Annotated in this window: 22 protein-coding genes; 13 read left to right on the plus strand and 9 right to left on the minus strand. The window is 73.7% G+C overall.

All coding sequences use genetic code 11. From position 1 onward, the window contains the following. Positions 1-34: 34 nt before the first annotated feature. Complete coding sequence (locus ACZ43H_RS01590) at positions 35-835, minus strand: NAD-dependent epimerase/dehydratase family protein (protein WP_464587210.1); 801 nt, start codon at positions 833-835, stop codon at positions 35-37. After that, a complete protein-coding gene (locus ACZ43H_RS01595) occupies positions 835-1650 on the minus strand; it encodes a purine-nucleoside phosphorylase (protein ID WP_464587212.1) in 816 nt (271 codons plus the stop codon). The genes ACZ43H_RS01590 and ACZ43H_RS01595 overlap by 1 nt, the downstream gene beginning before the upstream one ends. A 107-nt stretch (positions 1651-1757) precedes the next feature. On the opposite strand from ACZ43H_RS01595, the gene ACZ43H_RS01600 reads away from it, so the two are divergent. Both ACZ43H_RS01600 and ACZ43H_RS01605 read left to right on the plus strand, forming a co-directional pair. Continuing rightward, entirely contained in the window at positions 1758-2147 is a 390-nt protein-coding gene (locus ACZ43H_RS01600) for a VOC family protein (protein ID WP_464587213.1), read from the plus strand. Between the two features lie 175 nt (positions 2148-2322). After that, positions 2323-3270 (plus strand): hypothetical protein, encoded by a 948-nt coding sequence (locus tag ACZ43H_RS01605; protein ID WP_464587215.1) that lies wholly within the window; start codon positions 2323-2325, stop codon positions 3268-3270. A gap of 106 nt (positions 3271-3376) precedes the next feature. Here ACZ43H_RS01605 and ACZ43H_RS01610 read toward each other — a convergent pair whose 3' ends face one another. Beyond that, the gene (locus ACZ43H_RS01610; RefSeq protein WP_379179181.1) at positions 3377-3829 is read right to left on the minus strand and encodes a gamma-glutamylcyclotransferase; all 453 of its coding nucleotides are present in this window, start codon (positions 3827-3829) and stop codon (positions 3377-3379) included. A gap of 59 nt (positions 3830-3888) precedes the next feature. On the opposite strand from ACZ43H_RS01610, the gene lpdA reads away from it, so the two are divergent. Continuing rightward, positions 3889-5298 (plus strand): dihydrolipoyl dehydrogenase, encoded by a 1410-nt coding sequence (lpdA, locus tag ACZ43H_RS01615; RefSeq protein ID WP_464587217.1) that lies wholly within the window; start codon positions 3889-3891, stop codon positions 5296-5298. A 123-nt stretch (positions 5299-5421) separates the two neighbouring features. Next, entirely contained in the window at positions 5422-6816 is a 1395-nt protein-coding gene (locus ACZ43H_RS01620; protein WP_464587219.1) for an NAD(P)H-quinone dehydrogenase, read from the plus strand. Between the two features lie 35 nt (positions 6817-6851). Here ACZ43H_RS01620 and ACZ43H_RS01625 read toward each other — a convergent pair whose 3' ends face one another. After that, positions 6852-7076, minus strand: coding sequence for a hypothetical protein (locus ACZ43H_RS01625; protein ID WP_464587221.1), 225 nt, complete (start codon positions 7074-7076; stop codon positions 6852-6854). 149 nt (positions 7077-7225) lie between these two features. Between ACZ43H_RS01625 and ACZ43H_RS01630 the strand changes: the two genes are divergently transcribed. From ACZ43H_RS01630 to ACZ43H_RS01655, 6 genes are all read left to right on the plus strand, one after another. Continuing rightward, the gene (locus ACZ43H_RS01630; protein WP_464587222.1) at positions 7226-10171 is read left to right on the plus strand and encodes an ATP-binding protein; all 2946 of its coding nucleotides are present in this window, start codon (positions 7226-7228) and stop codon (positions 10169-10171) included. A 152-nt stretch (positions 10172-10323) separates the two neighbouring features. Beyond that, entirely contained in the window at positions 10324-11448 is a 1125-nt protein-coding gene (locus ACZ43H_RS01635; protein WP_464587224.1) for a SpoIID/LytB domain-containing protein, read from the plus strand. Between the two features lie 121 nt (positions 11449-11569). Then, positions 11570-12541 carry a Rho termination factor N-terminal domain-containing protein gene (locus ACZ43H_RS01640; protein WP_464587226.1) on the plus strand — a complete coding sequence of 324 codons (972 nt, stop codon included), beginning with the start codon at positions 11570-11572 and terminating at the stop codon, positions 12539-12541. Beyond that, positions 12541-12711 (plus strand): hypothetical protein, encoded by a 171-nt coding sequence (locus ACZ43H_RS01645; protein ID WP_464587227.1) that lies wholly within the window; start codon positions 12541-12543, stop codon positions 12709-12711. Before ACZ43H_RS01640 ends, ACZ43H_RS01645 begins: the two co-directional genes overlap by 1 nt. After that, positions 12708-12905: a hypothetical protein gene (locus ACZ43H_RS01650; RefSeq protein WP_464587229.1), complete on the plus strand. Its 198-nt coding sequence runs from the start codon at positions 12708-12710 to the stop codon at positions 12903-12905. The genes ACZ43H_RS01645 and ACZ43H_RS01650 overlap by 4 nt, the downstream gene beginning before the upstream one ends. Positions 12906-12924: 19 nt before the next feature. Further along, positions 12925-13161 (plus strand): hypothetical protein, encoded by a 237-nt coding sequence (locus ACZ43H_RS01655; RefSeq protein ID WP_464587231.1) that lies wholly within the window; start codon positions 12925-12927, stop codon positions 13159-13161. On the opposite strand, the gene ACZ43H_RS01660 is transcribed toward ACZ43H_RS01655, so the two are convergent. Further along, positions 13143-13757, minus strand: a complete 615-nt coding sequence (locus ACZ43H_RS01660) for a dihydrofolate reductase family protein (protein WP_464587233.1) — start codon at positions 13755-13757, stop codon at positions 13143-13145. The two genes, ACZ43H_RS01655 and ACZ43H_RS01660, sit on opposite strands and share 19 nt — an antisense overlap. Positions 13758-13924: 167 nt before the next feature. Between ACZ43H_RS01660 and ACZ43H_RS01665 the strand changes: the two genes are divergently transcribed. Further along, positions 13925-14278 (plus strand): STAS domain-containing protein, encoded by a 354-nt coding sequence (locus tag ACZ43H_RS01665; protein ID WP_464587235.1) that lies wholly within the window; start codon positions 13925-13927, stop codon positions 14276-14278. 26 nt (positions 14279-14304) lie between these two features. Here ACZ43H_RS01665 and ACZ43H_RS01670 read toward each other — a convergent pair whose 3' ends face one another. The 3 genes from ACZ43H_RS01670 to ACZ43H_RS01680 all read right to left on the minus strand — a co-directional run bounded on the left by ACZ43H_RS01670 (position 14305) and on the right by ACZ43H_RS01680 (position 20072). Continuing rightward, positions 14305-16530, minus strand: a complete 2226-nt coding sequence (locus ACZ43H_RS01670; protein ID WP_464587237.1) for an ATP-binding protein — start codon at positions 16528-16530, stop codon at positions 14305-14307. 88 nt (positions 16531-16618) lie between these two features. Then, positions 16619-17617, minus strand: a complete 999-nt coding sequence (locus tag ACZ43H_RS01675; protein WP_464587238.1) for a DUF5995 family protein — start codon at positions 17615-17617, stop codon at positions 16619-16621. A gap of 118 nt (positions 17618-17735) precedes the next feature. Then, positions 17736-20072: an ATP-binding protein gene (locus ACZ43H_RS01680; protein ID WP_464587240.1), complete on the minus strand. Its 2337-nt coding sequence runs from the start codon at positions 20070-20072 to the stop codon at positions 17736-17738. Between the two features lie 154 nt (positions 20073-20226). Here ACZ43H_RS01680 and ACZ43H_RS01685 point away from each other — a divergent pair, with 154 nt between their 5' ends. After that, complete coding sequence (locus ACZ43H_RS01685; RefSeq protein ID WP_464587241.1) at positions 20227-21492, plus strand: SpoIID/LytB domain-containing protein; 1266 nt, start codon at positions 20227-20229, stop codon at positions 21490-21492. 30 nt (positions 21493-21522) lie between these two features. Here the strand turns inward: ACZ43H_RS01685 and ACZ43H_RS01690 are convergent, their stop codons facing one another. After that, on the minus strand, positions 21523-22533 hold the full coding sequence (locus tag ACZ43H_RS01690) for a saccharopine dehydrogenase family protein (protein WP_464587243.1): 1011 nt from the start codon (positions 22531-22533) through the stop codon (positions 21523-21525). A 71-nt stretch (positions 22534-22604) separates the two neighbouring features. On the opposite strand from ACZ43H_RS01690, the gene ACZ43H_RS01695 reads away from it, so the two are divergent. After that, entirely contained in the window at positions 22605-23549 is a 945-nt protein-coding gene (locus tag ACZ43H_RS01695; protein ID WP_464587245.1) for a GlxA family transcriptional regulator, read from the plus strand. Positions 23550-23566: the final 17 nt, after the last annotated feature.

Consider the following 23566-nt stretch of genomic DNA (forward strand, 5'->3'; position numbering starts at 1 on the left):
TCGCGGATGACTCGCCCCGGCCGGGCGGGTGCGCTCAGCTGCGCTCGAGCGCCGGCCGGTGGAACGCCTCGGTGGCGAACGGGCCGCCCACGTGGGCGGCGTCCGACTCGTCCCCGGCGCGGGCCGGGACCCGGTCGGCGAACTCCTCGGCGTCGTCCTGAGGGGCGTAGCCCAGCTGCCGGCCGGGCTCGAGGTCCCACCAGGCGCGGGTGTTGGCGGAGATGCCGTAGAGCACCGCGAAGCCGGGTGCCGGGGTCGTCAGTGCGGCCTCGACCATGCGCACGCAGTCGTCGTGGGAGAGCCAGGTGGCCAGGTGGCGCACGGTCTCCGGCTCCGGGAGGAACGATCCGATCCGGCAGGCGACGGCGTCGACGCCGTACCGGTCGGCGTAGAGGCTGAGCAGCGCCTCGGCGGCGACCTTGCCCACCCCGTAGAAGGTGTCTGGTCGCGGGCGTACGACGGCCGTGAGCAGCTCGGTCCGGGGCGTGTGGCCGACGGCGTGGTTGGAGGAGGCGTGGACGATCCGCGTCACGCCGTGCTCGACCATCGCGTCGAGCAGCGCGGCCGTCGTCACGACGTGGGAGGTCAGCGAGTCCGGCAGGCTCGCCTCGCCCGGGTTGCCGGCCAGGTGCACGACGGCGTCGAACCGGTCCTCGGCGAACACGGCCGCCACCGCGTCGGCATCGGCGCAGTCGATGAGGTGCCAGGGGCCGTCGAAGCCCTCCTCGGGCGGCGGCACCCGGTCGAGTCCGACGACCTCGTGGCCGCGGTCGGCCAGCCCGACGGAGAGGACCCGACCGATGCTGCCCGCGGCGCCGGTCACCAGGACGCGCATCAGATCCTCGGGACGATCCGTCCGAGGAGGTCGCCCATCCGCGACGCGGCCGCGCGGCCGGCCTCGAGGACCTCCTCGTGGTTCAGCGGCTCGCCGCTGATCCCGGCCGCCAGGTTCGTCACCAGGCTGATGCCGAGGACCTCCATGCCCGCCTCGCGGGCGGCGATGGCCTCCAGGGTGGTGCTCATGCCGGCGAGGTGGCCGCCGATCGCGCGGACCATGCCGATCTCGGCGGGAGTCTCGTAGTGGGGGCCGGGGAACTGCACGTAGACGCCCTCGTCGAGGGACGGGTCGACCTCGCGGCACAGCTGGCGCAGCCGGCTGGAGTAGAGGTCGGTGAGGTCGACGAAGTTCGCACCCTCGATGGGGCTCTTGCCGGTCAGGTTGATGTGGTCGCTGATCAGGACAGGGGTGCCGGGCGTCCACGTCTCCTTCAGGCCGCCGCAGCCGTTGGTCAGCACGATCGTGCGGCAGCCGGCCGCCGCCGCCGTACGCACGCCGTGGACGACGGCGCGCACGCCCTTGCACTCGTAGTAGTGGGTGCGGCTGAGGAAGACGAGGAGGTTCCTGTCCCCGGCGCGGACCGAGCGGATCTTGCCCGAGTGGCCGGCCACCGCCGCCGCGGAGAAGCCCGGCAGGTCGGTGGTGGCGATCTCGGCGGTGACCTCGCCGAGGGCGTCCACGGCCGGGAGCCAGCCCGACCCCAGGACGAGGGCGACGTCGTGCTGCTCGACGCCGGTGAGCTCGGCGAGGCGCGCGGCGGCCTCCTGGGCCTGCTGCTGGTAGGTCTGCTGCGTGGTCTGCTGGTCGGTCACAAGCGGCGACTCTAGTGGCGGGCGCTCGACGGCCGGAAACCGTGACCGGCGGACCGTGGACCGAATGGCCGTGGCGCGCCGGCGGCGGCATGGGCAGGATGCGGCGCATGATCGATCACTTCGGCATCAACTGCTCCGACGTCCCCGCCTCCGCCGCGTTCTACGACAAGGTCCTCGGGGTGCTCGGCCACTCCCGGTTGATGGACTTCGGGGTCGCGATCGGCTACGGCACCGGCCATCCCGTCTTCTGGATCAGCGAGCAGCCCGCCGAGGGCCCCGCGTCCGGTCCCAACCGCGAGGTCCACATCGCGTTCTCCGCCCCCGACGCGGCCGCCGTGCGCGCCTTCTTCGAGGCGGCCAGCGGGCTGGGCGCCGAGGTGCTGCACGAGCCCCGCCTCTGGCCGGAGTACCACGAGCACTACTACGGCGCGTTCGTGCGGGACCCGGACGGCAACAACGTGGAGGCGGTCTGCCACACCGCGTCTGCGGGGGACTGAGTGGGCTGGATGAATAACCGGTGCACCGGCGACTCCTGACGTTCTCAGCCGGTGCAACGGCTGAGAACATCAGGAGCTGGCTGAGAAGTGCGCGCACCGGCCCGTGAACCTTTTCCACAGATTGCGGTTCGCCGGTGTGACGCCGCGCGGGACGCGGCATCTCAGTGTCATGAAGATGCGACCTGCGGACGACCCTCGCAACACCCCGATCTGGCTGCGCCACGAGCTCATCGAGCAGGGCTTCAACGATCGGGCGATAGCCCAGCAGAAGCGTCAGGGCATCTGGGCACAGCCCCGCCGCGGGGCGTACGTCGACGGCCCCGCCTGGGACTCCCTCGACGAGGGCGGCCGGCACGCGGTCACCGCCCGCACGGTGCTGCGCCAGGCGAAGGCGGACCTGGTGCTGTCGCACGTCTCGGCGCTCGACGAGTACGACGCCCCGACCTGGGGTGTCGACCTCTCCGTGGTCCACGTGACCCGCCCGGACGGCAAGGCCGGCCGGAAGGAGCGTGGGATCCAGCAGCACTGCGGCGTGCTGCTGGATGAGGACGTGACGACGCTGAACGGCGTACCCGTGACCACCCCCACCCGGCTGGCGCTCGACATCACGACGCTCGTGGACGTCGAGGCCGGCCTGGGCATCGTCAACCACCTGCTCCACGAGGGACTCACCTCCACGGGGGAGCTCGAGGCCCGATACGCGTCGATGGACCACTGGCCCAACACGCTGCGCACGGACCTGGTGCTGCGGCTCGCGAATCCGCTGATCGAGTCCCTCGGAGAGTCCCGGACCGACTACCTGTGCTTCTCCCAGCACCTGCCCCGGCCCATCCCGCAGTACGAGGTCTGTGACAGGTTCGGGAACGTCGTGGCCCGACTCGACTTCGCGTGGCCGGAGCACGGGGTCTACCTGGAGTTCGACGGTCGGGTGAAGTACGAACGACTGCTCCGCGAGGGCGAGACCGCCTCGGACGCCGTCATCCGGGAGAAGCGTCGCGAGGAGATGGTCTGCGAGCTCACGGGCTGGCGGTGCATCCGGATCACCTGGGCGGACCTGTACACGCCCGCGCTGACGGCGCAGCGGATCAGGAACCTGCTCTTCCCCGTCGGCCAGGCGGCCTGACCAGCCTGCCCACCCGGGACTTCTCAGCCACCTCCTGATGTTCTCGGGTGTTGCAACGGCTGAGAACGTCAGGAGTCACCGGTTCACCGGTGATTCCGACAAAGCCCTACAGCCCCGTCGAGCGGCAGGGGCGCCGGCGCAGGGCGGCGACGTAGTCGGCCGGGGCATCGGCGGCCTCGGCGGCGTCGGCCAGGACGCCGAGGTACGACGCCGAGGGCAGGCCGCCCTCGTAGGCGTCGAGCACGTAGGTCCAGACGACGATCTCGCCGCTGAGCGTGGAGACCCGCACCTTGGTCTTGCGGTAGAGACCGAGGTCGGCCGCCTCCCAGCCGTCGAGCCGCTGCTCGTCGTCACGGGTGATGTCGTAGACCGCGACGAAGACCTGGTCGAACGGGTCCTGGACGATCGTGGAGAGCGCGCCGTCCCAGCCGTGCTCCTCGCCGCCGAAGGTCAGCCGCCAGCCCTCGAGCCAGCCGGTGGTCCGCAGCGGGGAGTGGGGGCAGCGCTCGCCCATCCGGGCAGGATCGAGGTTCGTCCCGTAGGCGGCGTACAGGGTCACGGGCTGCAGATTAGTCCCTGCCTTGGTCGCTCACGGCCCCAACTCATAGGCTGGCGGCCGTGACCCACTTCAACGTTCTCGTTCTTGGTGCCGGCCCCGGCGGTTACGTGGCGGCCATCCGTGCAGCTCAGCTCGGCCAGTCGGTGGCCGTGATCGAGGAGAAGTACTGGGGCGGCGTGTGCCTGAACGTGGGCTGCATCCCCTCCAAGGCGCTGCTCCGCAACGCCGAGATCGCCCACATCATCACGCACGAGAAGGACGTCTTCGGCATCTCCGGGGACGCCACCATGGACTTCGGCACCACCCACAAGCGCAGCCGTGGCGTCGCCGAGGCCAGCGCCAAGGGCGTGCACTACCTGATGAAGAAGAACAAGATCACCGAACTCGACGGCTGGGGCACCCTCACCGGTGAGCGCGACGGCAAGCACGGCGTCGACGTCCAGGGCAAGGACGGCAGCACCACGTCGCACACCTGCGACAACCTGATCATCGCGGCCGGCGCCAAGGTGCGCCTGGTGCCCGGCGTGACGCTCTCGGACAACGTGGTCACCTACGAGGAGCAGATCCTCACCGACTCGCTCCCGGGCTCGATCATCATCGGCGGCTCCGGCGCGATCGGCGTCGAGTTCGCCTACGTGATGAAGAACTTCGGCGTCGACGTGACGATCGTCGAGTTCCTCGACCGGATGGTGCCGACCGAGGACGCGGACGTGTCGAAGGAGCTGCTCAAGCAGTACAAGAAGCTCGGCGTGAAGGTGCTCGTCTCCACCGCCGTCAAGGGTGTCGAGGACACCGGCAGCGGCGTGAAGGTCACCGTCGCCCCGGCCGGCGGAGGGGACGAGCAGGTCCTCGAGGCCGACAAGTTCCTCGCGGCCTTCGGCTTCGCGCCGCGCGTCGAGGGCTACGGCCTCGACAAGGCCGGCGTCGAGGTGACCGAGCGCGGCGCCATCGCGGTCGACGCCCGCGGCCGCACCAACGTGCCCGGTGTCTACGCGATCGGTGACGTGACCGGCAAGCTCATGCTGGCGCACACCGCCGAGGCGATGGGCGTCGTGGCCGCCGAGACGATCGCCGGCGCGGAGACCATGGAGATCAACTTCGACATGATCCCGCGCGCCACGTTCTGCCAGCCGCAGATCGCGTCGTTCGGCTACTCCGAGGCGCAGGCCAAGGAGAAGGGGTACGACGTCAAGGTCGCCCAGTTCCCGTTCTCGGCCAACGGCAAGGCGCGTGGCATGGCCGAGGGTGTCGGCTTCGTCAAGATCGTCGCGGACGCCGAGCACAACGAGATCGTGGGCGCCCACCTGATCGGGCCCGAGGTCACCGAGCTCCTCCCGGCGCTCACCCTGGCCCAGCAGTGGGACCTGACCGCCGACGAGGTGGCCCGCAACATCTTCGCCCACCCGACGCTCTCGGAGGCGATGAAGGAGGCCGTCGAGGGCATCGCCGGCCACATGATCAACCTCTGAGGCCAGCAGGCACCGAGCCCGCGAGGTGGCTGCGTCGGCCGAAGAGGTCGAGTGCCGCCGCGGCCGAGGAACGAAGCCGCGATGCGGTGTATCGAGACCGAGTGAGACGAGAAGGATGATCCTGTGAGCGAGCGCGTCGTCATCATCGGTGGCGGCCCCGGCGGCTACGAGGCCGCGCACGTGGCCGCCCAGCTCGGTGCCGACGTCACGATCGTCGACACCGACGGCATCGGCGGCTCCGCGGTCCTCACCGACTGCGTGCCGAGCAAGACCCTGATCGCGACCGCCGAGGTGATGAGCGAGCTGGCCGGCGCCGCCGAGCTCGGCGTGGCCTTCCAGGACCAGGAGGGCGACGCCGCGACGACGATCCGGGTCGACCTGGGCCGGGTCAACGCACGCGTCAAGCAGCTCGCCTCGGACCAGTCCGGCGACATCGCGCGCCGGCTCACCCGCGACGGCGTGAAGATCGTCCAGGGCCGCGGCCGGCTGGACGGGACCGGCCGGGTGGTCGTCAGCGGCGCCGACGGTGACGAGCAGGTCCTCGAGGCCGACACGGTGCTCCTCGCCACGGGCGCCGCGCCGCGCACGCTGCCCACGGCCCGGCCCGACGGCGAGCGGATCCTCACCTGGGAGCAGGTCTACGACCTCACCGAGACGCCGAGCGAGCTGATCGTGGTGGGCTCGGGCGTGACCGGCGCCGAGTTCGCCAGCGCCTACCTGAACCTCGGCATCCCCGTCACGCTCGTCTCCTCGCGCGACCGGGTGCTCCCCGGCGAGGACGCCGACGCCGCCAAGGTCCTCGAGGACGTGCTCACCCGGCGCGGGATGAACGTGCTGTCGAAGTCGAGGATGGAGTCGGTCACCCGGAGCGGCGACACCGTCACCGTGACCCTGACCGACGGTCGCACCGTCCAGGGGTCGCACTGCATCCTGGCCCTCGGGTCGGTGCCCAACACCGCCGACATGGGCCTCGAGGAGGCCGGCGTCGTCCTCGACGACGGTGGCTTCGTCAAGGTCGACCGGGTCTCGCGCACGTCCGCCCGTGGGGTGTACGCCGCCGGCGACTGCACCGGCGTGCTCATGCTCGCGTCGGTGGCCGCGATGCAGGGCCGGATCGCGATGTGGCACTTCCTCGGCGACACCGTGCACCCGCTGGACCTGAAGAAGGTCTCCTCCAACGTCTTCACCGCGCCCGAGATCGCGACCGTCGGCTGGTCCCAGCAGTCGGTCGACAGCGGCGAGATGCAGGCCGAGGTCGTCATGCTGCCGCTGTCGGGCAACCCGCGCGCCAAGATGCAGGGCGTCCACGACGGCTTCGTGAAGCTCTTCTGCCGTCCCGGCACCGGCATCGTGGTCGGCGGAGTGGTGGTCGGTCCCCGGGCCAGCGAGCTGATCCACCCGGTCTCGATCGCGGTCGCCGAGTCGTTGACCGCGGACCAGCTCGCCCAGGCGTTCACGGTCTACCCGTCGATGAGCGGGTCCATCGCCGAGGCGGCGCGGCGGCTGCACCGGGTCTGAGCCCGACCGGCCCCGGACCGGCTCGGGCCGGCCGGTCAGAACCAGAGGCCGGGTCGCTCGATCCGGTCGCGGGCCCAGTCGGCCTTGCGTGCGGCGACGTACAGGTCTATCTCGAGCGCGACCGGCTTGGCGGTGGCGCCCCGGTGGGTGGCCTGGGCGGTCGCGGTCGCCGTGGGGACCACGGCCCCGACGGTGGCCAGGGTGACGGACACGAGGGCCAGCAGGAGACCGCGTGTGCGTCCGGTGCGTGTGGTGAACATGGGCTCGTCCTCTCCGTGCTTGTCCACCAACGTCCGTCCGACAGGGGCCCGATTGACGCGGATGGACACAATTGGACGGCGGGCTATGGACACCTTCCCCAGTCGAGGGGACTCTGGTTGAGGGGGTCGCCAGAGCCACGGGAGACGCGATGGGAGCTCTGTCCCGACCCGACCTGGCGCCGGGTCCGCACCAGGAGCTGGTGGACGCGCTGCACGAGCTGCACCACCGGGCCGGCTGGCCGAGCCTGCGGGCGCTGGCGCGCGAGGTGGGCTGCAGCCCCACGACCGTCTCGGCCGTGTTCTCCGCTCCGCGCCTGCCGTCCTGGGGGGTGCTCGAGCTCGTCGTCGAGGCGATGCGCGGCGACGTCGCCGAGTTCCACGCGCTCTGGCTGGCGGCCACCGGCCCTGACGCCGGCACCGCGCCCGCGGCCACGTCGGCGCCGATCGCCGGCCGTCGTGAGGAGCTGGCGGCGGTGCGCCGGCACCTCGCCCACGGCCGCGGGCTCCTCCTGGTCATGGGGGAGGCGGGGATCGGGAAGACCAGGCTGGTGAGCGCCGCCGCAGCGGACGCGGGCCCGGCGTACGTCGCTTCCGCCTCCTGCCTGCCTCTCTCCGCCGACGTCCCCCTGCTGCCCGTGGTGGACGCCCTCCGTTCGGTCCACGAGCTGGACGGTGGGCGGTGGCTGCGCGAGGCCCTCGCCGCGTGCCCGCCCTACGTCCCGGCAGCCCTGAGCCGGTTGCTGCCCGAGATCGAGCCGCTCGTCGGGGGTGGGCCCGACCCCGACGACGAGTGGGCACTGCAGCATCTCTTCGCCGCCGTCGTCGCGACGCTGAACGCGCTCGCGTCGTCGCGCCCGCTCGCGCTGCTGCTCGAGGACCTGCACTGGGCGGACACCACCACGCTCGACCTGCTCGAGCACCTGCTCTCGCGCGGCACCGAGGTCCCGGTCGTCGGCACCTGGCGCCTCGACGACCCGGCCACCCCGGTAGCGACGTCCGAGTGGTGCGTGCGCGTGCGGCGGCTCCCGGCGGTGCCGACGATCGTGCTCGGCCCGCTCACCCTCGACGAGACCGCCGAGCAGCTCGCGCTCCTCGGCTCCCGGCCGGTCAGCGCCGACCTCGTCAACGACATCCACCGGCGCAGCGAGGGCCAGCCGCTGTTCACCGAGCAGCTCGCCGTCCAGGACGGCGGGGAGGACCTGCCCCGGCTGCTGGGTGACCTGCTCGACCGGCGGATCGCAGGTCTCGGCGGCCCGGCCTGGGCCGTCGCCCGCGCCCTCGGCGTCGCCGACCGCTCCCTGACCGACGCCCAGCTGTCCGGCGTGGCGGAGCTGTCGGCCGCGGAGCTGGCAACGGGCCTGCACGAGCTGACGGACCGGCGGTTGCTCGGCCCGACCCTCGGCCACGCCGTTCGGCTGCGGCACCCGCTCCTCGCCGAGGCGGTCCGGCGACGGCTGCTGCCGCACGAGCAGGCCGAGGAGCACCGCAGGATCGCGGGGGTCCTCGCCGCGTCACCCGACGGTGCACCGGCCGAGATCGCGGCCCACTGGGAGCGCGCCGAGGACCCGGGCCGGGAGATCGTGTGGCGGATCCGGGCCGCACGCGCCGCGGGCCAGCGTTTCGCGTTCGTCCAGGAGGCCGAGCAGTGGCGCCGGGTCCTGGACCTGTGGCCGGCAGGGGTGCACACGCTCGTCTCCCCCCGGGTGCGGCGCTGGGACGCCTACCTCGCGGCCATGGACGCCCTCGAGTACATCGACGTGGCGGCGGCCCGGGCCGTGGCCGAGGAGGCGATGCGCGAGCTGCCGGACCCCGGGAGCACCGACGCCGCGGAGGTCTACCGGCGCGCCGCCGGCTTCCAGGGCAACCAGGGGGACCCGGAGGGCGCGCTGTGCCTGCTGGACAAGGCGATCGACATCTACGCCGCGCTGCCCCCGTCACCGGGATACGTCCGCGCGCTCGCTGCGCGCGAGTACGTGCTCTCCTCCCTCGGCCGCGATGCCGAGGGGGCCGTTACCAACGCCCTGGCGATGGAGATCGGCGCCGCCATCGGTGACGTGGCGGGTCAGCGGATCCGGATGTCGGTCCAGGCGGTGTATGACGCCATGGCCGGCGAGATGGAGCGCGCCCGGGAACGCATCGAGCAAGCGGTGGCGATGGAGCCACCGGAGCCGGACCCCTCGGGCACGATCTACCTCGCCGTGAACCACACGATCATCCTGCTGATGGCCTCCGCGGGGCCCGACGAGGTGGCCGCGGCCGCGCGACCCGGCCTCGAGGCGGCGACGACGTGGGAGCTCGACACGTGGCCGCTCTCGGCGCTGCGCAACAACATGGCTCGGGCGATGCGGCTCGCGGGCCAGGTGGAGCGCGCCGCCGAGCTGGTCGACCCACTGACCGAGGGGGAGCCGACCCACCTGCGCTCCGGGGACCACGACGAGCGGGCCCACCTCGACCTGCTGCGCGGCCGGCTCGCGGAGGCCACCCACCGTTTCGAGCTCGCGGCCGCGATCCCCACCGACGGCCTCTACAACCGGATCGAGGTGGTCGAGCACCTCGTCGAGGCCGACCTGTGGTGCGGGCGGGCGCGCGCTGCGCTCGACCGGGCGGTCCCGACTGCTCGCGAGGCCTTGTCGACCAGTGCGGCGACGTACTGCGGGGCACTGCTGGTGCTCGCGGCCCGGGCCGCCGCGGACGTCGCCGCCGGCGGCGCGACGCAGCAGGCCCGGCGCGCCCTCCTCGAGGTGCTCGACGGGCTCCTCGCCGGGGCGGTCTCCGACCCGCTCGCCCCGCACCCCGCGATCGTGTGCCGGCCGGCGCTGGCGGCCACATGGGCCGCCGAGCGGGCCCGGGTGGCCGGCGGCGATTCCGTGGAGCTGTGGGTTGCCGCCGCGCGGGAGTGGGACCGGCTCACCCGGCCGCACGACGCGGCGTACTGCCGCTGGCGCGCGGCCGAGGTCGCCCTGGCGACCGGCGGGGGGACCGTCGCGCAGCGACTTCTCGCGCACGCCACCCGCGACGCGCGCGAGCACGTCCCCCTGCTCGAGGCCATCCGGGCGACCGCGCTCCACCGGATGCCGGCCGGCGGTCGCGGCTGAGCCGGGCGCCCCGATCCGGCTTGCCTGGACCCGGCGGCCGTGGTCGGATGCTGGCCCACCATGATTCGATCCGCTCGGGGGAGCTCATGCTGATCCTGCGTCGTGCCTCATTGACGGCGGTCGCCGTCGTCGCCGCCACTCTCGTCCCACCCGTGTCCGTGGCGTCCGCCGACGACCCCTACGACATCCCGGACTCTGCGACGATCACGCTCGAGGGCGACGGCTTCGGCCACGGAGTCGGGATGTCGCAGTACGGCGCGTACGGCGCCGCCCGGAAAAACCTGGGCTTCAAGCAGATCCTGCGCTTCTACTACCCGGGCACGAAGCTCGGTGACGAGGGCGGCAAGGTCAAGGTGCTGATCAGCGGGGACCGCGACAAGGATCTCGTGGTCGACGACCGGGCAGGGCTGGCCGTGCGCAACCTGAAGTCGGGGAAGTCGTTCCGGCTCGACGAGCCGAAGGCCACTCGCTGGCGGATCCGGCCGGTCGGGACGAGGAGCGAGGTCTCCTACCGGACCGGGCGCTGGCACGTCTGGCGGGTGCTCAGGGGCGACGCGGAGATCAGCGCCGGCGGCAAGCCGGTCACCCTGCGGACGCCGGACGGCAGCGTCGCCTACCGCGGCGCGCTGCGCTCGACCCGGAGCGCGTCCGGCACCCGGATCACGGTCAACGTGGTGCCGATGGAGGCCTACGTGCGCGGCGTCGTGACGAGGGAGATGCGCGCGGACTGGCCCCAGCAGGCGCTGCGGGCGCAGGCGGTCGCCTCCCGCACCTACGCGGCGTACGAGCGGGCCCACACCCACCGGGTCGCCTACGACCTCTGCGACACCTCCGCCTGCCAGGTGTACGGCGGCGTCCCGGGCGAGACGGGCCCCGGCCGCGATGCGGTGCACGGGACCGCCCACCGGGTCCTCACCTACGACGGCGAGCTCGCCTACGCGCAGTTCTCCGCCAGCGACGGTGGCTGGACGGTCGCCGATGACCGCTTCCCCTACCTGGTGGCGCAGGAGGACCGGTACGAGGGCCCGTCGTCGGACTACTACGGGTGGCCCGTCACGGTGACGGACCGTGACATCGAGGAGGCCTACAACCTCGAGGACCTCGTCGGGCTTCAGGTCCTGAGCCGCGACGGCCGGGGTTCCCGGGGCGGCCGGGTCGAGGAGGTACAGCTGACCAGCTCGACCGGATGGCAGGGCACGGTCACCGGTGACAGCTTCCGGAAGAACCTCGGCTTGCGCTCGACGATCTTCGAGATCAAGCGGGTGAGTCCGCGGTAGCGCCTGCAGTGCCAGCCGGTCCGCGCATGCCCCTCCAGAGGTCGGGTACGCCGCCACTGTGACGTGTGCCACACGTCGGCCGTGCTGGAGGGCGCGGCTCCCAGGGAGGGAAGGGCATCGCATGAGCACCACGCGCGAACGACATGGACTGGTCGGGACGTTGGCGGCGGGGCTGAAGGACATCCCCCGCAACACGTCGTGGCTGGTCGGCAAGGCGATCACGTCGACGGAGGGCGACAGTCGGACGAACGGCCGTGACGACCACGCGCACCCCGGTGTCGTCGACTCCATCAGGAGCGTCGGGCAGACCGTCAGGGACGCGCTCCCGGGCACCGACTCGGTCGACTCCCGGCTGGCCCGCGCCCGGGCCGCGGCCGACGACGCGCACCGGGCCGAGCAGGAGGCCTTGGCGGCCGCGCAGCGCGCCCACGAGCTCGCCACGGAGGCCGACCGGGTCGCGGAGCAGGAGCAGGCCCGGGTGCGCGAGGTCGAGGCGGAGCAGCGCAGCGCGGTCAAGGACAGGGAGGCAGAGGCCCGGCGTCGTGCCGACGAGCAGGTCGCCCGCGAACGGGCGGATGCCGAGCAGGCGGCGGCAGCCGTCGTCGAGAAGCAGCGAGCCACCGCCGACGCCCGGGCGGCGAAGGCGCGGGAGGCAGCCGAGACCGCACAGCGGGACGCCGAGGAGGCCTACCGCCGGGCGACCGAGCAGCTCGCGGAGGCCAGGGCGAGGGCGGAGGAGGCCGCTCAGGCGGCGAACGAGGCCGCCGAGCAGGCCCGGGCACAGGCGGAGCAGGTCGCGGCCGACGCGGAACGGGAGGCCGAGGGGGCCAAGGCTGCGATCGGCCGGGTCGAGGCGGTGCAGGAACGCACGGCCAGGACGGCGGCCGCGGTCGCCCACACGGTGGCGGACCCGAAGCTGCCCGGCGACCTGAAGGGGCTGACCAAGGCGGAGCTGCTGGACATCGCCGCCGCACAGCAGGTCGACGGTCGTTCGTCGATGACCAAGCAGCAGCTGCTCCGCGCGATCAGCACGGGCGGCACCAGGTCGGCCAGGTCGAGCAGGTCGAGCAGGTCGAACGGGAGGAGTGCGTGATGGGTCTGTTCCACAAGGAGACGACCTGGGAGAAGGTCGCCAAGCCGCTGGGCAAGGTCGACAGCCGCAGCGTCGCCCGGTCCGGTCTCACGGCCGGCGCCACGATGCTGGCGCTCTCCGTCGCCAGCGCCGCGGCCAGCGCCGTCCGGCGGCGCCAGGGCGACTCGTGAGGCTGTCCACGATCGGCGCCTTCGGGGTCGCCTTCGTGCTCGGCGCCCGCGCGGGAAGGGAGCGCTATGACCAGATCCAGGCGCTGGCGCAGCAGGCGGCGCGCCGGCTGGAGACGTACGGCGAGGGAGGCTCCCTGGCCGCCCGGGCCGCCGGGTGGCGGGAGCAGCATGGAGATCCGGCCGGACGGGAGTAACCACCTCTCGGACGGGGTCGTGGTCGAGACCCACCTCCTCGCCCGCGTCCTCGGGGTGCGGCTGCTGCGGGTCGACGGGGTCGTGCTGATGTCGCCGGCCCGGCTGGCCGAGGCGGCACCGGCGCGGGTGAGCTCTGTCGGTCACCGCACCGGTGGGGGACTCGTCGAGGCGGCGCGGCTGCTGGACGAGAGCGACGCGACGCTGCGCCGCTGCCGCTCGGTGAGCGGCCGGATCCTTCAGCCGCCGACGCGGTAGCGCACGTGCGTGGCCAAGGGGGAGTGCTCCGCCTCGATCGGCTCCAGGCGCACGTCGACGGAGCCGTCGAAGATGCGCTCGCCGGCGCCGAGCAGCACCGGCGCGATGTCGAGGGTCAGTTCGTCGACCTCGCCGCTGCGCAGTGCCTGGCGGACCGTCGAGGCGCCGCCGGCCACGTCGACGTCCCCATCGCCGGCCGACCGGGCCAGCTCCAGTGCCTTCTCGAAGCCCTCGGTGACGAAGTGGAAGGTCGTGCCGCCCGCCATCTCGATCGGCTCGTGCTCGTGGTGGGTCAGCACGAACACCGGTGCGTGGTACGGCGGCTCCTCGCCCCACCAGCCGCGCCAGTCGCCGTCGTACGACGACCACTCGCCCCGCACCGGACCGAACATGTTGCGCCCCATGACGTAGGCGCCGCGCGGGCGCAGCAGCGACTCCGTCCAGCGCGCGTCCACCTCGTGGCCGGGCAGGTCCGCGTCGAAGTGCCACTGGTGCAGGGCCAGTCCGCCGCGCCCGAGGGGGTCGTCGATGGTCTGGTCGGGCCCTGCGACGAAGCCGTCGAGCGAGATGGACACGTGGGCGGTCGTGAAGGTCATGAGTGCTGAGACCCCGCGCACCCGCCGGACTCATCGCTGCCTGCGGACGTGCCACGTGGTGGAGTCACGTAGTGGACTCCGTAGTCCTCCGGAGGTCGGATCGCGGCCGGTGGGCCAGCATCGATGACGACAGAGTCCGACGTGGAGTCCCTTGGAGTGATGTCGCGATGCACGAGCCGTCCCAGCTGCCCAGCATGTTGGAGGTCTCGCTGGTCCCCGAGTCCCCGTGCCTGTTCCTCGCCCTCGGCGGCGAGCTCGACGTCGCGTGCGTCGACGAGGTGCCCCGGGACGACTTCTCCGCGCGGCGCGACCTGACCACGGTCCTCGTCGACCTGGGAGAGCTCACGTTCTGCGACGCCAGCGGCCTCAGCGCGCTGCTGGCCTTCCGTCGGATCCACGAGGCGCAGGGACGGACCGTCGCCGTCGTCCGGGCCAGCCCGTTCGTCTGGCGGCTGCTGCGCCTGTGCGGGATCACCGATCGGCTCGAGGCGGTGCCCCCGGCCGGCAGCACCGCCGCCTGACCGTCAGCAGCCGGAGCCGGCCCGGATCATCTCGCTCGGGCCTCCCGCTCGGCCACCCAGGCGGCCACCTGGGTCCGGGACCCGAAACCGAGCTTGCGCAGGACGTTCTCGACGTGGGTCTCGACGGTGCGCTGGGAGATCCGCAGCTGGTCGGCGATCTCCCGGTTCGAGCGCCCGAGCCCGACGAGCCCGGCCACCTCGAGCTCCCGCCGCGTCAGCGGGACCTCCTCCACCGCCGGCTCCTCGACCGCTGCCTGCTCCAGGGCCAGGGCCAGCACCTGCTCGTCGGCGAGGGTTCCCCCGCGCCGGAACGCCGCTGCAAAGGCCCTGTCCTGGTCGACCCCAGCGCGCCACTCGCGCGGGCGGCGGCCCTCAGCCGGCCACGGGACGGCCTCGGGGTCGACCCCGAGGTGCTGCCACAGTGCGTCGGCGGCACCGAGCAGGGTCGCGGCCCGCTCCGTGCGTCGCTCGACCGCCGCCACCCGGGCCAGCACCTCGAGGACGACCGCCGTGGCCGCCCTGTCGTCGAGATCCGTCGTCATGACCAGGGCCTGCCGCGCGAGGTCGGCGGCTCCTGACGGGTCGTCGCCGTGCAGCAGCTCCAGCATCCCCAGCGCGGCCAGTGCATGGGACCGGGCGTGGACCACCCCGGCAGGCCCGGTCAGGTCGACGACACGGCGGAGCGTCGCACGGGCGTCGTCGAGCTCGCCCGCGAGGCCGCGGCACACGCCCAGGACGAGCAGCGCCGAGGACTCCACCGCCGGGTCGCCGGCCGACCGTGCGGCGGCCACCGCCTGCTCGAGGAGCACCACTCCCTCGCCCGGGTGGCCACGCCAACAGGTCTCGACGCCGCCTGCGACGAGCACGCGAGCCCGGGTGGCATCGCCGACGATGCGCGCGTCCCTGGCGAGCAGGGTCGACGCCTCGGCGAGCGCCGAGCGGGCGACGTCCGGCTCGCCCTGCAGGGTCGCCATCCAGGCCTCCATGGCGAGGGCGCGCGCGAGCACGTCCGGGTCCGGCCCGGCGACCGCGGCCGCCCGCCCCAGCCAGTGCCGCGCCTCGCCCAGCCGCCCGGTCACCGCCCACCAGGGCTCCAGCGCGGTGACCAGGTCCAGGGCCCCGGCCGCGTGCCGGGGATCCTCGACTGCATGACGCAGCGCGGCGTGCAGGTTGGCGTGCTCGCGCCGGAGCATGCGGCACCACCCGGCCTGGCCGGGCCCGAACCACGACGCCGCCCCGGCGCGGACCAGGCCCGCGCACCACGCGAGGTGCCCGTCCCGCACGGCCCGCCACTGCTCCGCGGTCAGTCGCTCCGCGGCGTACTCGCGCAGCGACTCCGACATGCGGAAGCGCACGTACGACGCGCCGTCGTCCTCGCGTGTGAGCACAGACTTCTCCAGGAGCCCGTCGACCAGGTCGAGCACGTCCTCCGCGTCGATGCCGTCGCCGGCGCACGCGGTCTCGGCGGCCTCGAGCGGGAACCCGCCGGCGAAGACCGACAGGCGGGCCCAGAGCAGCCGCTCCTCGGGCGAGCACAGCTCGTCGCTCGACTCCAGCGAGGCGCGCAGCGAGCGCTGCCGGGCCGGTGCGCCCGGGGCGCCCTTGGAGAGCAGCCGCTGCCGGTCGGTGAGCCGGTCGAGGACGTCATGGGGAGAGAGCACCCGGATCCGGGCCGCGGCCAGCTCGAGGGCGAGCGGCACCCCCTCGAGCGCGTCGCAGATGTCCGCGATCGCGGCGGCGTTGTCCTCGGTGAGCCGGAACGACGGCAACGCGGCGGCGGCCCGGGCGACGAAGAGCACCCGTGCCTCATCGCCCGTCAGGGGTCCGACCGGGACGACGACCTCGCCCGTCACGCCGAGCCGCTGGCGGGACGTGGCCAGCACCCGCAGCCGGGGAGCCGCGGTCAGGAGCACGCTCACCAGGTCGGCCGCGGCACCGAGCACGACCTCGCAGCCGTCGAGCACGAGCAGTCCGGCCCGGTCGGCCACCGCGGCGGCGACGTCCTCGACGGCCGCGCCGTCGTACGGCAGCCGGACCCCCAGCGCACCGGCCACCGCGTGGGCCAGCAGGTCCCGGTCGGCCAGGTCGACGAGGTCGATCGCCCACGTGTCCTCGCGGTGCGCGCGGTGGTGGCCGGCCGCCGCCGCGCGTGCCAGCGTCGTCTTGCCGATCCCGCCCGGCCCGGTGAGCGTGAGCAGGCGCGCGGCACCGAGGGCCTGTCTCAGGTCGGCCAGCTCGTGGCGGCGCCCCACCAGGGGCTCGTCCGGGTGGGCCGGCCCCGGGGGCGGCCACGGACGAGGCACTGGCTGCTGCAAGCGCTGCATGGGAGCAGGTCGTCGGCTAGTAGCCGTACGACGTCGCCGCGCCGAAGTCGTAGGGCAGCGGGGGAGCGTCGTCATGGTGAGCGGCACACCATGCGTCCCGGGGCCTGGCCGACGTCAACGGCGGGACGTAGGACTGGGTGGCGAGCAGCGTCCTGGCCCCGTCGGCGGCGGCCGCATCGATCGACGCGGCGACCCGGGCGCGGGCCTCCGGGGTCGGCGCGGACACGAGCGCCTCGGCGTTGCGCCAGGCGGCCTCCCGCCACCCGGACACGAGCTGGAACAGAGCGAGGTTGCTGAGCCCGGAGGGGTCGTCCGCGTCGTCGACCGACGGGTCGAAGCGGGCGGCGAACTCGGCCAGCAGCGGCTCGGTGGCGGTGTAGAGCCACTGCTCCACGGCGTCGTAGTCGGGCTTGCGCGACGAGCCGTCGGGCGCCACCAGCCCGACGGCGGCGAGCACGAACGGCAGGTCGCGGTTGATGTGGGCGTTCATGCCGAGCAGCAGGCTCCCGGTGCCGCTCACCCGCTCGTCCCGCGAGGCGTCCAGGGCGATCCGCCACGCCTCGGGTACCGAGGCGCGGTCGCCCGACCGGTAGGCGTACCAGGCGTCGGTGTAGTACTTCGCGAAGACGGCGTCCTGGTGGTTGGCGAACGGCACGTCCTCGTAGTAGCCGGGGACGTCCCGGCTCCAGCCGTAGGTCTGCGTCATCCGCAGGTAGGCGCGGGCGAAGACCGCGTCGTGCGAGCAGCCCTTCGCGGTGCTGTCGGCGATCCGCGCCAGCTCCTTGAGCGTCGCCCTGAGGCAGTTGTCCCGGCCGGCGACGCAGTCGTTGTCGCTGGTCGGCACGAACTCGTCGGTCCAGCCCTGCAGGTACGACGACCACGGCACGTTCGGTGCGGTCCCCGCCGACGCGGGCGCGCCCACGGCGACGAGGGCGGCGACGAGAGTGGTGACGAGCGCGCCGGCCAGGATGCCGCTCGTCCAGCGGGCGCGACGAAACAAGGACCTCGCGGGCAACGGTGCTCCCTCCCCAGGCAGCGACCCCCCGCACGCCCCATCGTGCACACCTGGGCAGGGCTGTCCTCCTCCCATGGCCCATTTGGGGGACGGGAACCGTGCGGGACCCCGGTCCGGTCTAGCCCGCCTGCCGCGCCGCCACCCACGCGGCCAGCTGGGTCCGGGAGGTGAGGCCGAGCTTGCCGAGGACGTGGGAGACGTGGCCCTCGACGGTGCGCCGGGCCACGACCAGGCGCTCGGCGATCTCGCGGTCGCCCAGGCCCTCGGCCACCAGGGCGGCGACCTCGCGCTCCCGTCGGGTGAGCCGGACCTCGGCGTCGTGCCCGTCCGCCGGAGCCGGCGTACGCCGCCCCGCAGCGAGCGCGACCGCGTCGTCGAAGCGCAGCGTCGTCCCCTCCTCGAACGCCCGCCGGAAGGTGGTGTCGTCCAGGGCGGCACGGGTGCGGGCGAGGCAGCGCTCGTGGTCCTCGTGCAGGTGGGCGAAGAGGCTCGCGCCGATCGAGTCCAGGGCGGCCTGCACGGCACCGAGGAGCCGGGCCGCCTCGGCCGGGCGGTCGGCCGAGGCGGCCCACGCGACCACCTCGACCGACATCGCCATGCCCATCCGGTCGCCGAAGGGCTCCTTGAGCCGGAGCACGTCGCGGGCGTGGGTGCGCGCCCGGGCCGCGTGCCCGAGCCGCCACTGGACCAGGGACTCCACCCACCGGGCCATGGCTGCGCACCACCGCTCGGACGCCCCCTCGCTCAGCGCGATGCACTCCTCGGCGCAGGCCATCGCGCGCTCAGGATCGCCCAGGGTCGCGTGCACCGTGGCCAGCTGGACCAGTGCGAGCGGGACACCGAAGGGGTCAGAGCCGTCCCGGTGCAGCGCCAGCGCCTCCTCGAGCAGCGGCAGCGCCGCGGCGGGCTCGCCCCAGAAGGCGGAGGCGAGTGCCAACCCGTGCAGGGCGTGCGCCCGCCACGTCGTGTCCGCGGCCGCCGTCGCGGCCACCAGTGCCTGCTCGAGCAGGGGCCTGCCGACGTCGATCTCCCCCTGCAGCACAGCCAGCCGGCCCGCGACCTCCAGCCCCGCGGCCCGCGCGACGGTGCGCTCGGCGGGCTCGTCGACGGCCGGCGCCGGCAGCCGGGCCAGCAGTCGCTCCACCCACGCCCGGCCCTCGCCGAAACGACCCACCATGATCCAGTGGTGCTGCAGCGCGGCCGCCATCCGCAGGCCTGCGACCGGATCGTCCTCCTGTGCCAGCCCGTGCAGCGCCGCGCGGAGGTTGTCCTGGTCGGCGCGCAGCCGAGTGAACCAGTCGACCTGGGCCGGCCCGAAGAGCTCGCCCGCGGCGGTCGAGGCGAGCCCGGCGTACCACCGCCGGTGCCGTGCGGCACACGCCGCGGTGCCACCGGTCTCGGCGAGCCGTGCGGCGCCGTACTCCCGCAGCGACTCGAGCATGTGGAACCGCGCCGCGCCGCCGATGTCTGCCGGCTCGCGCACCAGCACCGACTTGGCCACCAGCCCGTCCACGACGTCGGCCAGCGACGCCTCGGGCAGGTCGTCGTCGCAGGCGACGCCCGCGAGGGCTGCGAGGTCGAACCCGCCGCGGAACACCGACGCGCGCGCCCAGGCCAGTCGCTCCCGCGGGTCGAGCAGGTCGTGGCTCCAGTCCAGCAGCGCCTGCAGGCTCTGCTGCCGGGGGAGCGCCGCCCGGTTGCCCCGGGTGAGCAGGGCGAAGCGGTCGTCGAGACGGTCGAGGACCTGCTGCACGGTCAGCGCCCGGGCCCGCACCGAGGCCAGCTCGATCGCGAGCGGCATCCCGTCGAGACGCAAGACCAGCTCGGCCAGCGCGGCCTGGTTGGCGTCGGTGACCCGGAACGACGGCCAGCTCGCGGTGGCCCGGTCGACGAAGAGCCGGACCGCGTCGTAGTGCAGCAGGGCCTCCGGGGACGCCGCGACCCGGCCCGGAGCGGGCATCGGCAGCGGCGGCACGGTCAGCACCAGCTCGTCGGGGATCGCCAGCGCGTGCCTGCTGGTGGCCAGGACCCGGAGCTCGGGGCAGGACGACAGCAACGCGGCCGCGAGCGCCGCGGCGGCCTCCTGGACGTGCTCGCAGTTGTCGAGCACCAGCAGCAGCCGTCGGTCCCGCAGGTGCGCGGCGAGACGCTCGGTGGGGCCACCCCGGTCCGCCGACCGCAGGCCCAGGGCCCCGACCGCCGTCTCCGCCACCAGCTCGGGATCCTGCACCGGGGCCAGCTCCACGACCCATGCGCCGTCGGGCAGGTCGCGCTCCAGGTCGGCGGCCGCACGCAGGGCCAGCCGGGTCTTGCCGATGCCGCCGGGCCCCAGCAGCGTCACGAGCCGGTGCGTGGCCAGGCCCTCGCGCACCGAGGTCAGCTCGCGCCGGCGTCCCACGAAGCTCGACAGCTCCGCGGGCACGTTGCCCCGCCGCCCCGACGTGGTCCCGCCCATAGCGACGTCAGCCTAGTCCGGTGGGGGGCGAAGCGGCTCGTGCGAACTACAGATCTGTAGTTCATCGATGCGAATTGCGGGGCTGCAGTGACTCGTGGTGCGATTGATCGTTCACACCCGTCCCTGCCGTCACAGCCCCCCGGGAGCAGCCATCATGAAGACGCTCCGGCCGGCCGTCCTCGCCGCCCTTGCCGCCCTCGGAGTCGTCTCCAGCACCGCGCCCGCGCAGGCCGCCGGCGACAGCTGGCGGGTGCCGGCGAAGGCCGCGATCACCGTCAAGGGCCACGGGTTCGGCCACGGCCACGGGATGTCGCAGTACGGCGCCGAGGGCGCCGCCCGCGAGGGACTGTCCTACCAGCAGATCATCGACTTCTACTACGACGGCACGAGCTGGGGCACCGCCAAGGGACGGGTGAACGTGCTGATCACCGCCGACACGACCGACGACGTCGTCGTGCTCGCCCGCAAGGGGCTGGGTCTGCGTGACCGCGCGACCGGCACCCGCACCGAGCTGCCCGACAACGGCGCGTCGCGGTGGCGGATCGTGCCCGACGGCGCCGGGAGCCGGGTCGGCTACCTCACGAAGTCGTGGCACCCGTTCGCGACCTTGGCGGGCGAGGCGCAGTTCGCCGCCGACGGGAAGCCGATCACCCTGGTCACTCCGTCGGGCAACCGGAGCTATCGCGGGGCGCTGCGCTCCGCGGCGCCCTCGGCCGGCTCCGCGGCCCGCGACACCGTGAACCGGGTGCGTCTGGAGGACTACGTCAGGGGAGTCGTCCCGCTGGAGATGCCGGCGCTGTGGAGCCCGGCCGCCGTGCGCGCGCAGGCCGTCGCCGCGCGCACCTACGCGGCGTACGAGCGCGCCCACCCGCACGGCTCGCACTACCAGATCTGCGACACCTCGTCCTGCCAGGTGTACGGCGGCGTGACCGCCGAGCACCCGGCCTCGGACGCGGCCGTCGACGCGACCCGTCACCAGGCGCTGCTGTCCGGGGGCGAGCCCGCCTTCACCCAGTTCGGTGCCAGCTCGGGCGGCTGGACCTCGGCCGGCTCGGTGCCCTACCTGCCGGCGCGCAAGGACCCGTACGACGGGTGGTCGGGCAACCCGGTGCACACCTGGTCGGTCAAGCTGACCGACGCCGACCTGGAGCGCACCTGGCCGGCGTTGGGCAACCTCACCAAGATCGTGGTCACCGACCGGGACGGCAACGGCGACTGGGGCGGCCGGCTGCGCTCGCTGACCCTGGTGGGCAGCAAGCAGCGCGTGACCGTCTCGGGTGACACCTTCCGGGCAGCCCTCGGGCTGCGCTCGACCTGGCTGACCTTCAAGGTCGCGGAGCGCAGCGGCCGGGCCACCACCCGCCCCGTGGTGACGGACGGGTCGTGGCTCGCCGCGGACCTCGTCGCCGGCCACCGCTGAGCGAGGGACCGACAGCCGGTCCGGTGACGTTCACCCGTGCCGGACGAGCAGGTGCTGCGGGCTGATCGCGTCCAGGAAGTCATCGGCGTCGAAGACCTCCCCGGGTGCGCCCGCCCCGAGCACCTTCGCACGCCCCTCGACGAGGCGCCGGGTCGCCTCGACCACGAGCGGTGCGGTGACGGCGTAGATGTCGCGGCCGGAGGCCGAGATCCGGCGCTCCTCGTCCCCACGGCGCGCGACGACCTCCACGACGAAACGCTGTGCCGAGCATCCGCTCTCGTCGACCGCTTCCGGGGCCGGCGTGGCCGGGTCCCGGATGTCCTGCAGCGCGCCCGTGCTCAGGCACGTGTCGACCTGCGACGCCGGCAGGTGCCGGGACATCACCACCATCTCGGAGAACGGGAGGTCGACGACCGACTGTCGGCCCAGCGGATCGGGGAACACCCAGTCGCGCACCCGTGCCGGGTCGGCGGCGGGGACGAGACAGCCGTCCCGGACGACGAGGCGGGTCGCGGTGTTGCGGCGCCCGGTGGTCCGGGTGCCCTCGGTCGGCCACCACCGGTCGAGCCCGACGGCGACGGTGACGGCGTCGACGCGGTCCCACTGGCCCACCGCGGACGTCGCCAGCAGGTCGGCGAGCCCGCCGTAGAACGCCATCGCCGGGACGACGGCGACGTCCAGGGGGCGGTCGGGCGCGTCGTACGCGTCGTACACGCCCTGCACCGCGGGCTGCTCCGCGGAGACGTCCAGGTAGTGCGCCCCCGCGGCGACCGCTGCCGCCGACACCGGGAGGGCGGTGTCGAGGAAGGGGCCGGCGCAGTTGACCACGACCGCGGCGCCGTGGACGGCGCGCGCCAACGCCTCGTCGTCGCGGACCTGCGCCGGCCGCACCTCGAGGCCGGGGAAGCGGGTGGCGAGCTCCTCGAGGCGCCCGCGGTCACGTCCGGACAGGACCGGGCTCAACCCCTGGCGCACCAGCTCCGCGACGACGAATCGACCCGTGTGCCCATAGGCGCCGTACACCACCACGTCTCTGCTCATGGCACCGATCCCACCAGTCCTCCCGACTCGGCACGAGTGACCGATCCGACGTCATGCGTACACTTTCGGACATGACGCACGTGGTCGGACTGGCCCTCCACGCGGACGCGATGCTCTACGAGTCGGCGATCGCGGCCGAGGTCTTCGGGGTCGACCGCTCCGACCTCGCCCCGACCGGGGAGTGGTACGACCTCGTCGTCTGCACCCCCGACGGCTCTGCGTCGCCGTGGTTCCCCGGCGCGACGACCGACCGGTTCGCGCGCCTGGCCGAGGTCGACACCGTCGTGGTCCCGTCCACCGACGTGCTCGACGGCTCGACGGACCCGGACCTGGCAGCGGCGCTCCGCGACGCGCACGCCGCCGACGTGCGGGTGGTGGCCCTGTGCACCGGGGCGTTCGTCCTCGCCGCGGCCGGGCTGCTCGACGGGCGCACCGCCACGACGCACTGGATGCACGCCCCCGAGCTCGCCCGGCTCCATCCCCGGGTGCAGGTGCGCGCCGACGTGCTGTACGTCGACGACGGCCAGGTCCTGACCTCGGCCGGGAAGACGGCGGCGCTCGACCTGTGCCTCCACCTCGTGCACCGCGACCACGGCGCCTCCGCGGCCAACGGGCTGGCCCGGCGACTGGTGGTGGCCTCGCACCGTCCCGGCGGCCAGGCGCAGTTCATCACCCCGCCGCCGGACCCGCGGGCCACCGACCGCCTGGAGCGGGCCCTGGACTGGGCCCGGGCGAACCTCGACCGACCGCTCACCGTGCAGGACCTCGCCAGGGAGGCCCGGCTCAGCACGCGTCAGCTCGCGCGCCGGATGCGGGCCGAGGTCGGCCTGACGCCGCTCGACTGGCTGCTGCAGCAGCGCGTCGTGCGGGCCCAGGACCTGCTCGAGCGCACCGACGCGTCGGTGGAGCAGGTCGCGTCCCGCTGCGGCATGGGCACGGCGACCACGCTGCGCCGGCACTTCCAGCGCAGCGTCGGCGTCAGCCCGACGGCGTACCGCCGCACCTTCCGCGGCTGAGCCGGCGCCGCCCGCGG

It is taken from the genome of Nocardioides sp. DN36 (genome assembly GCF_055380375.1).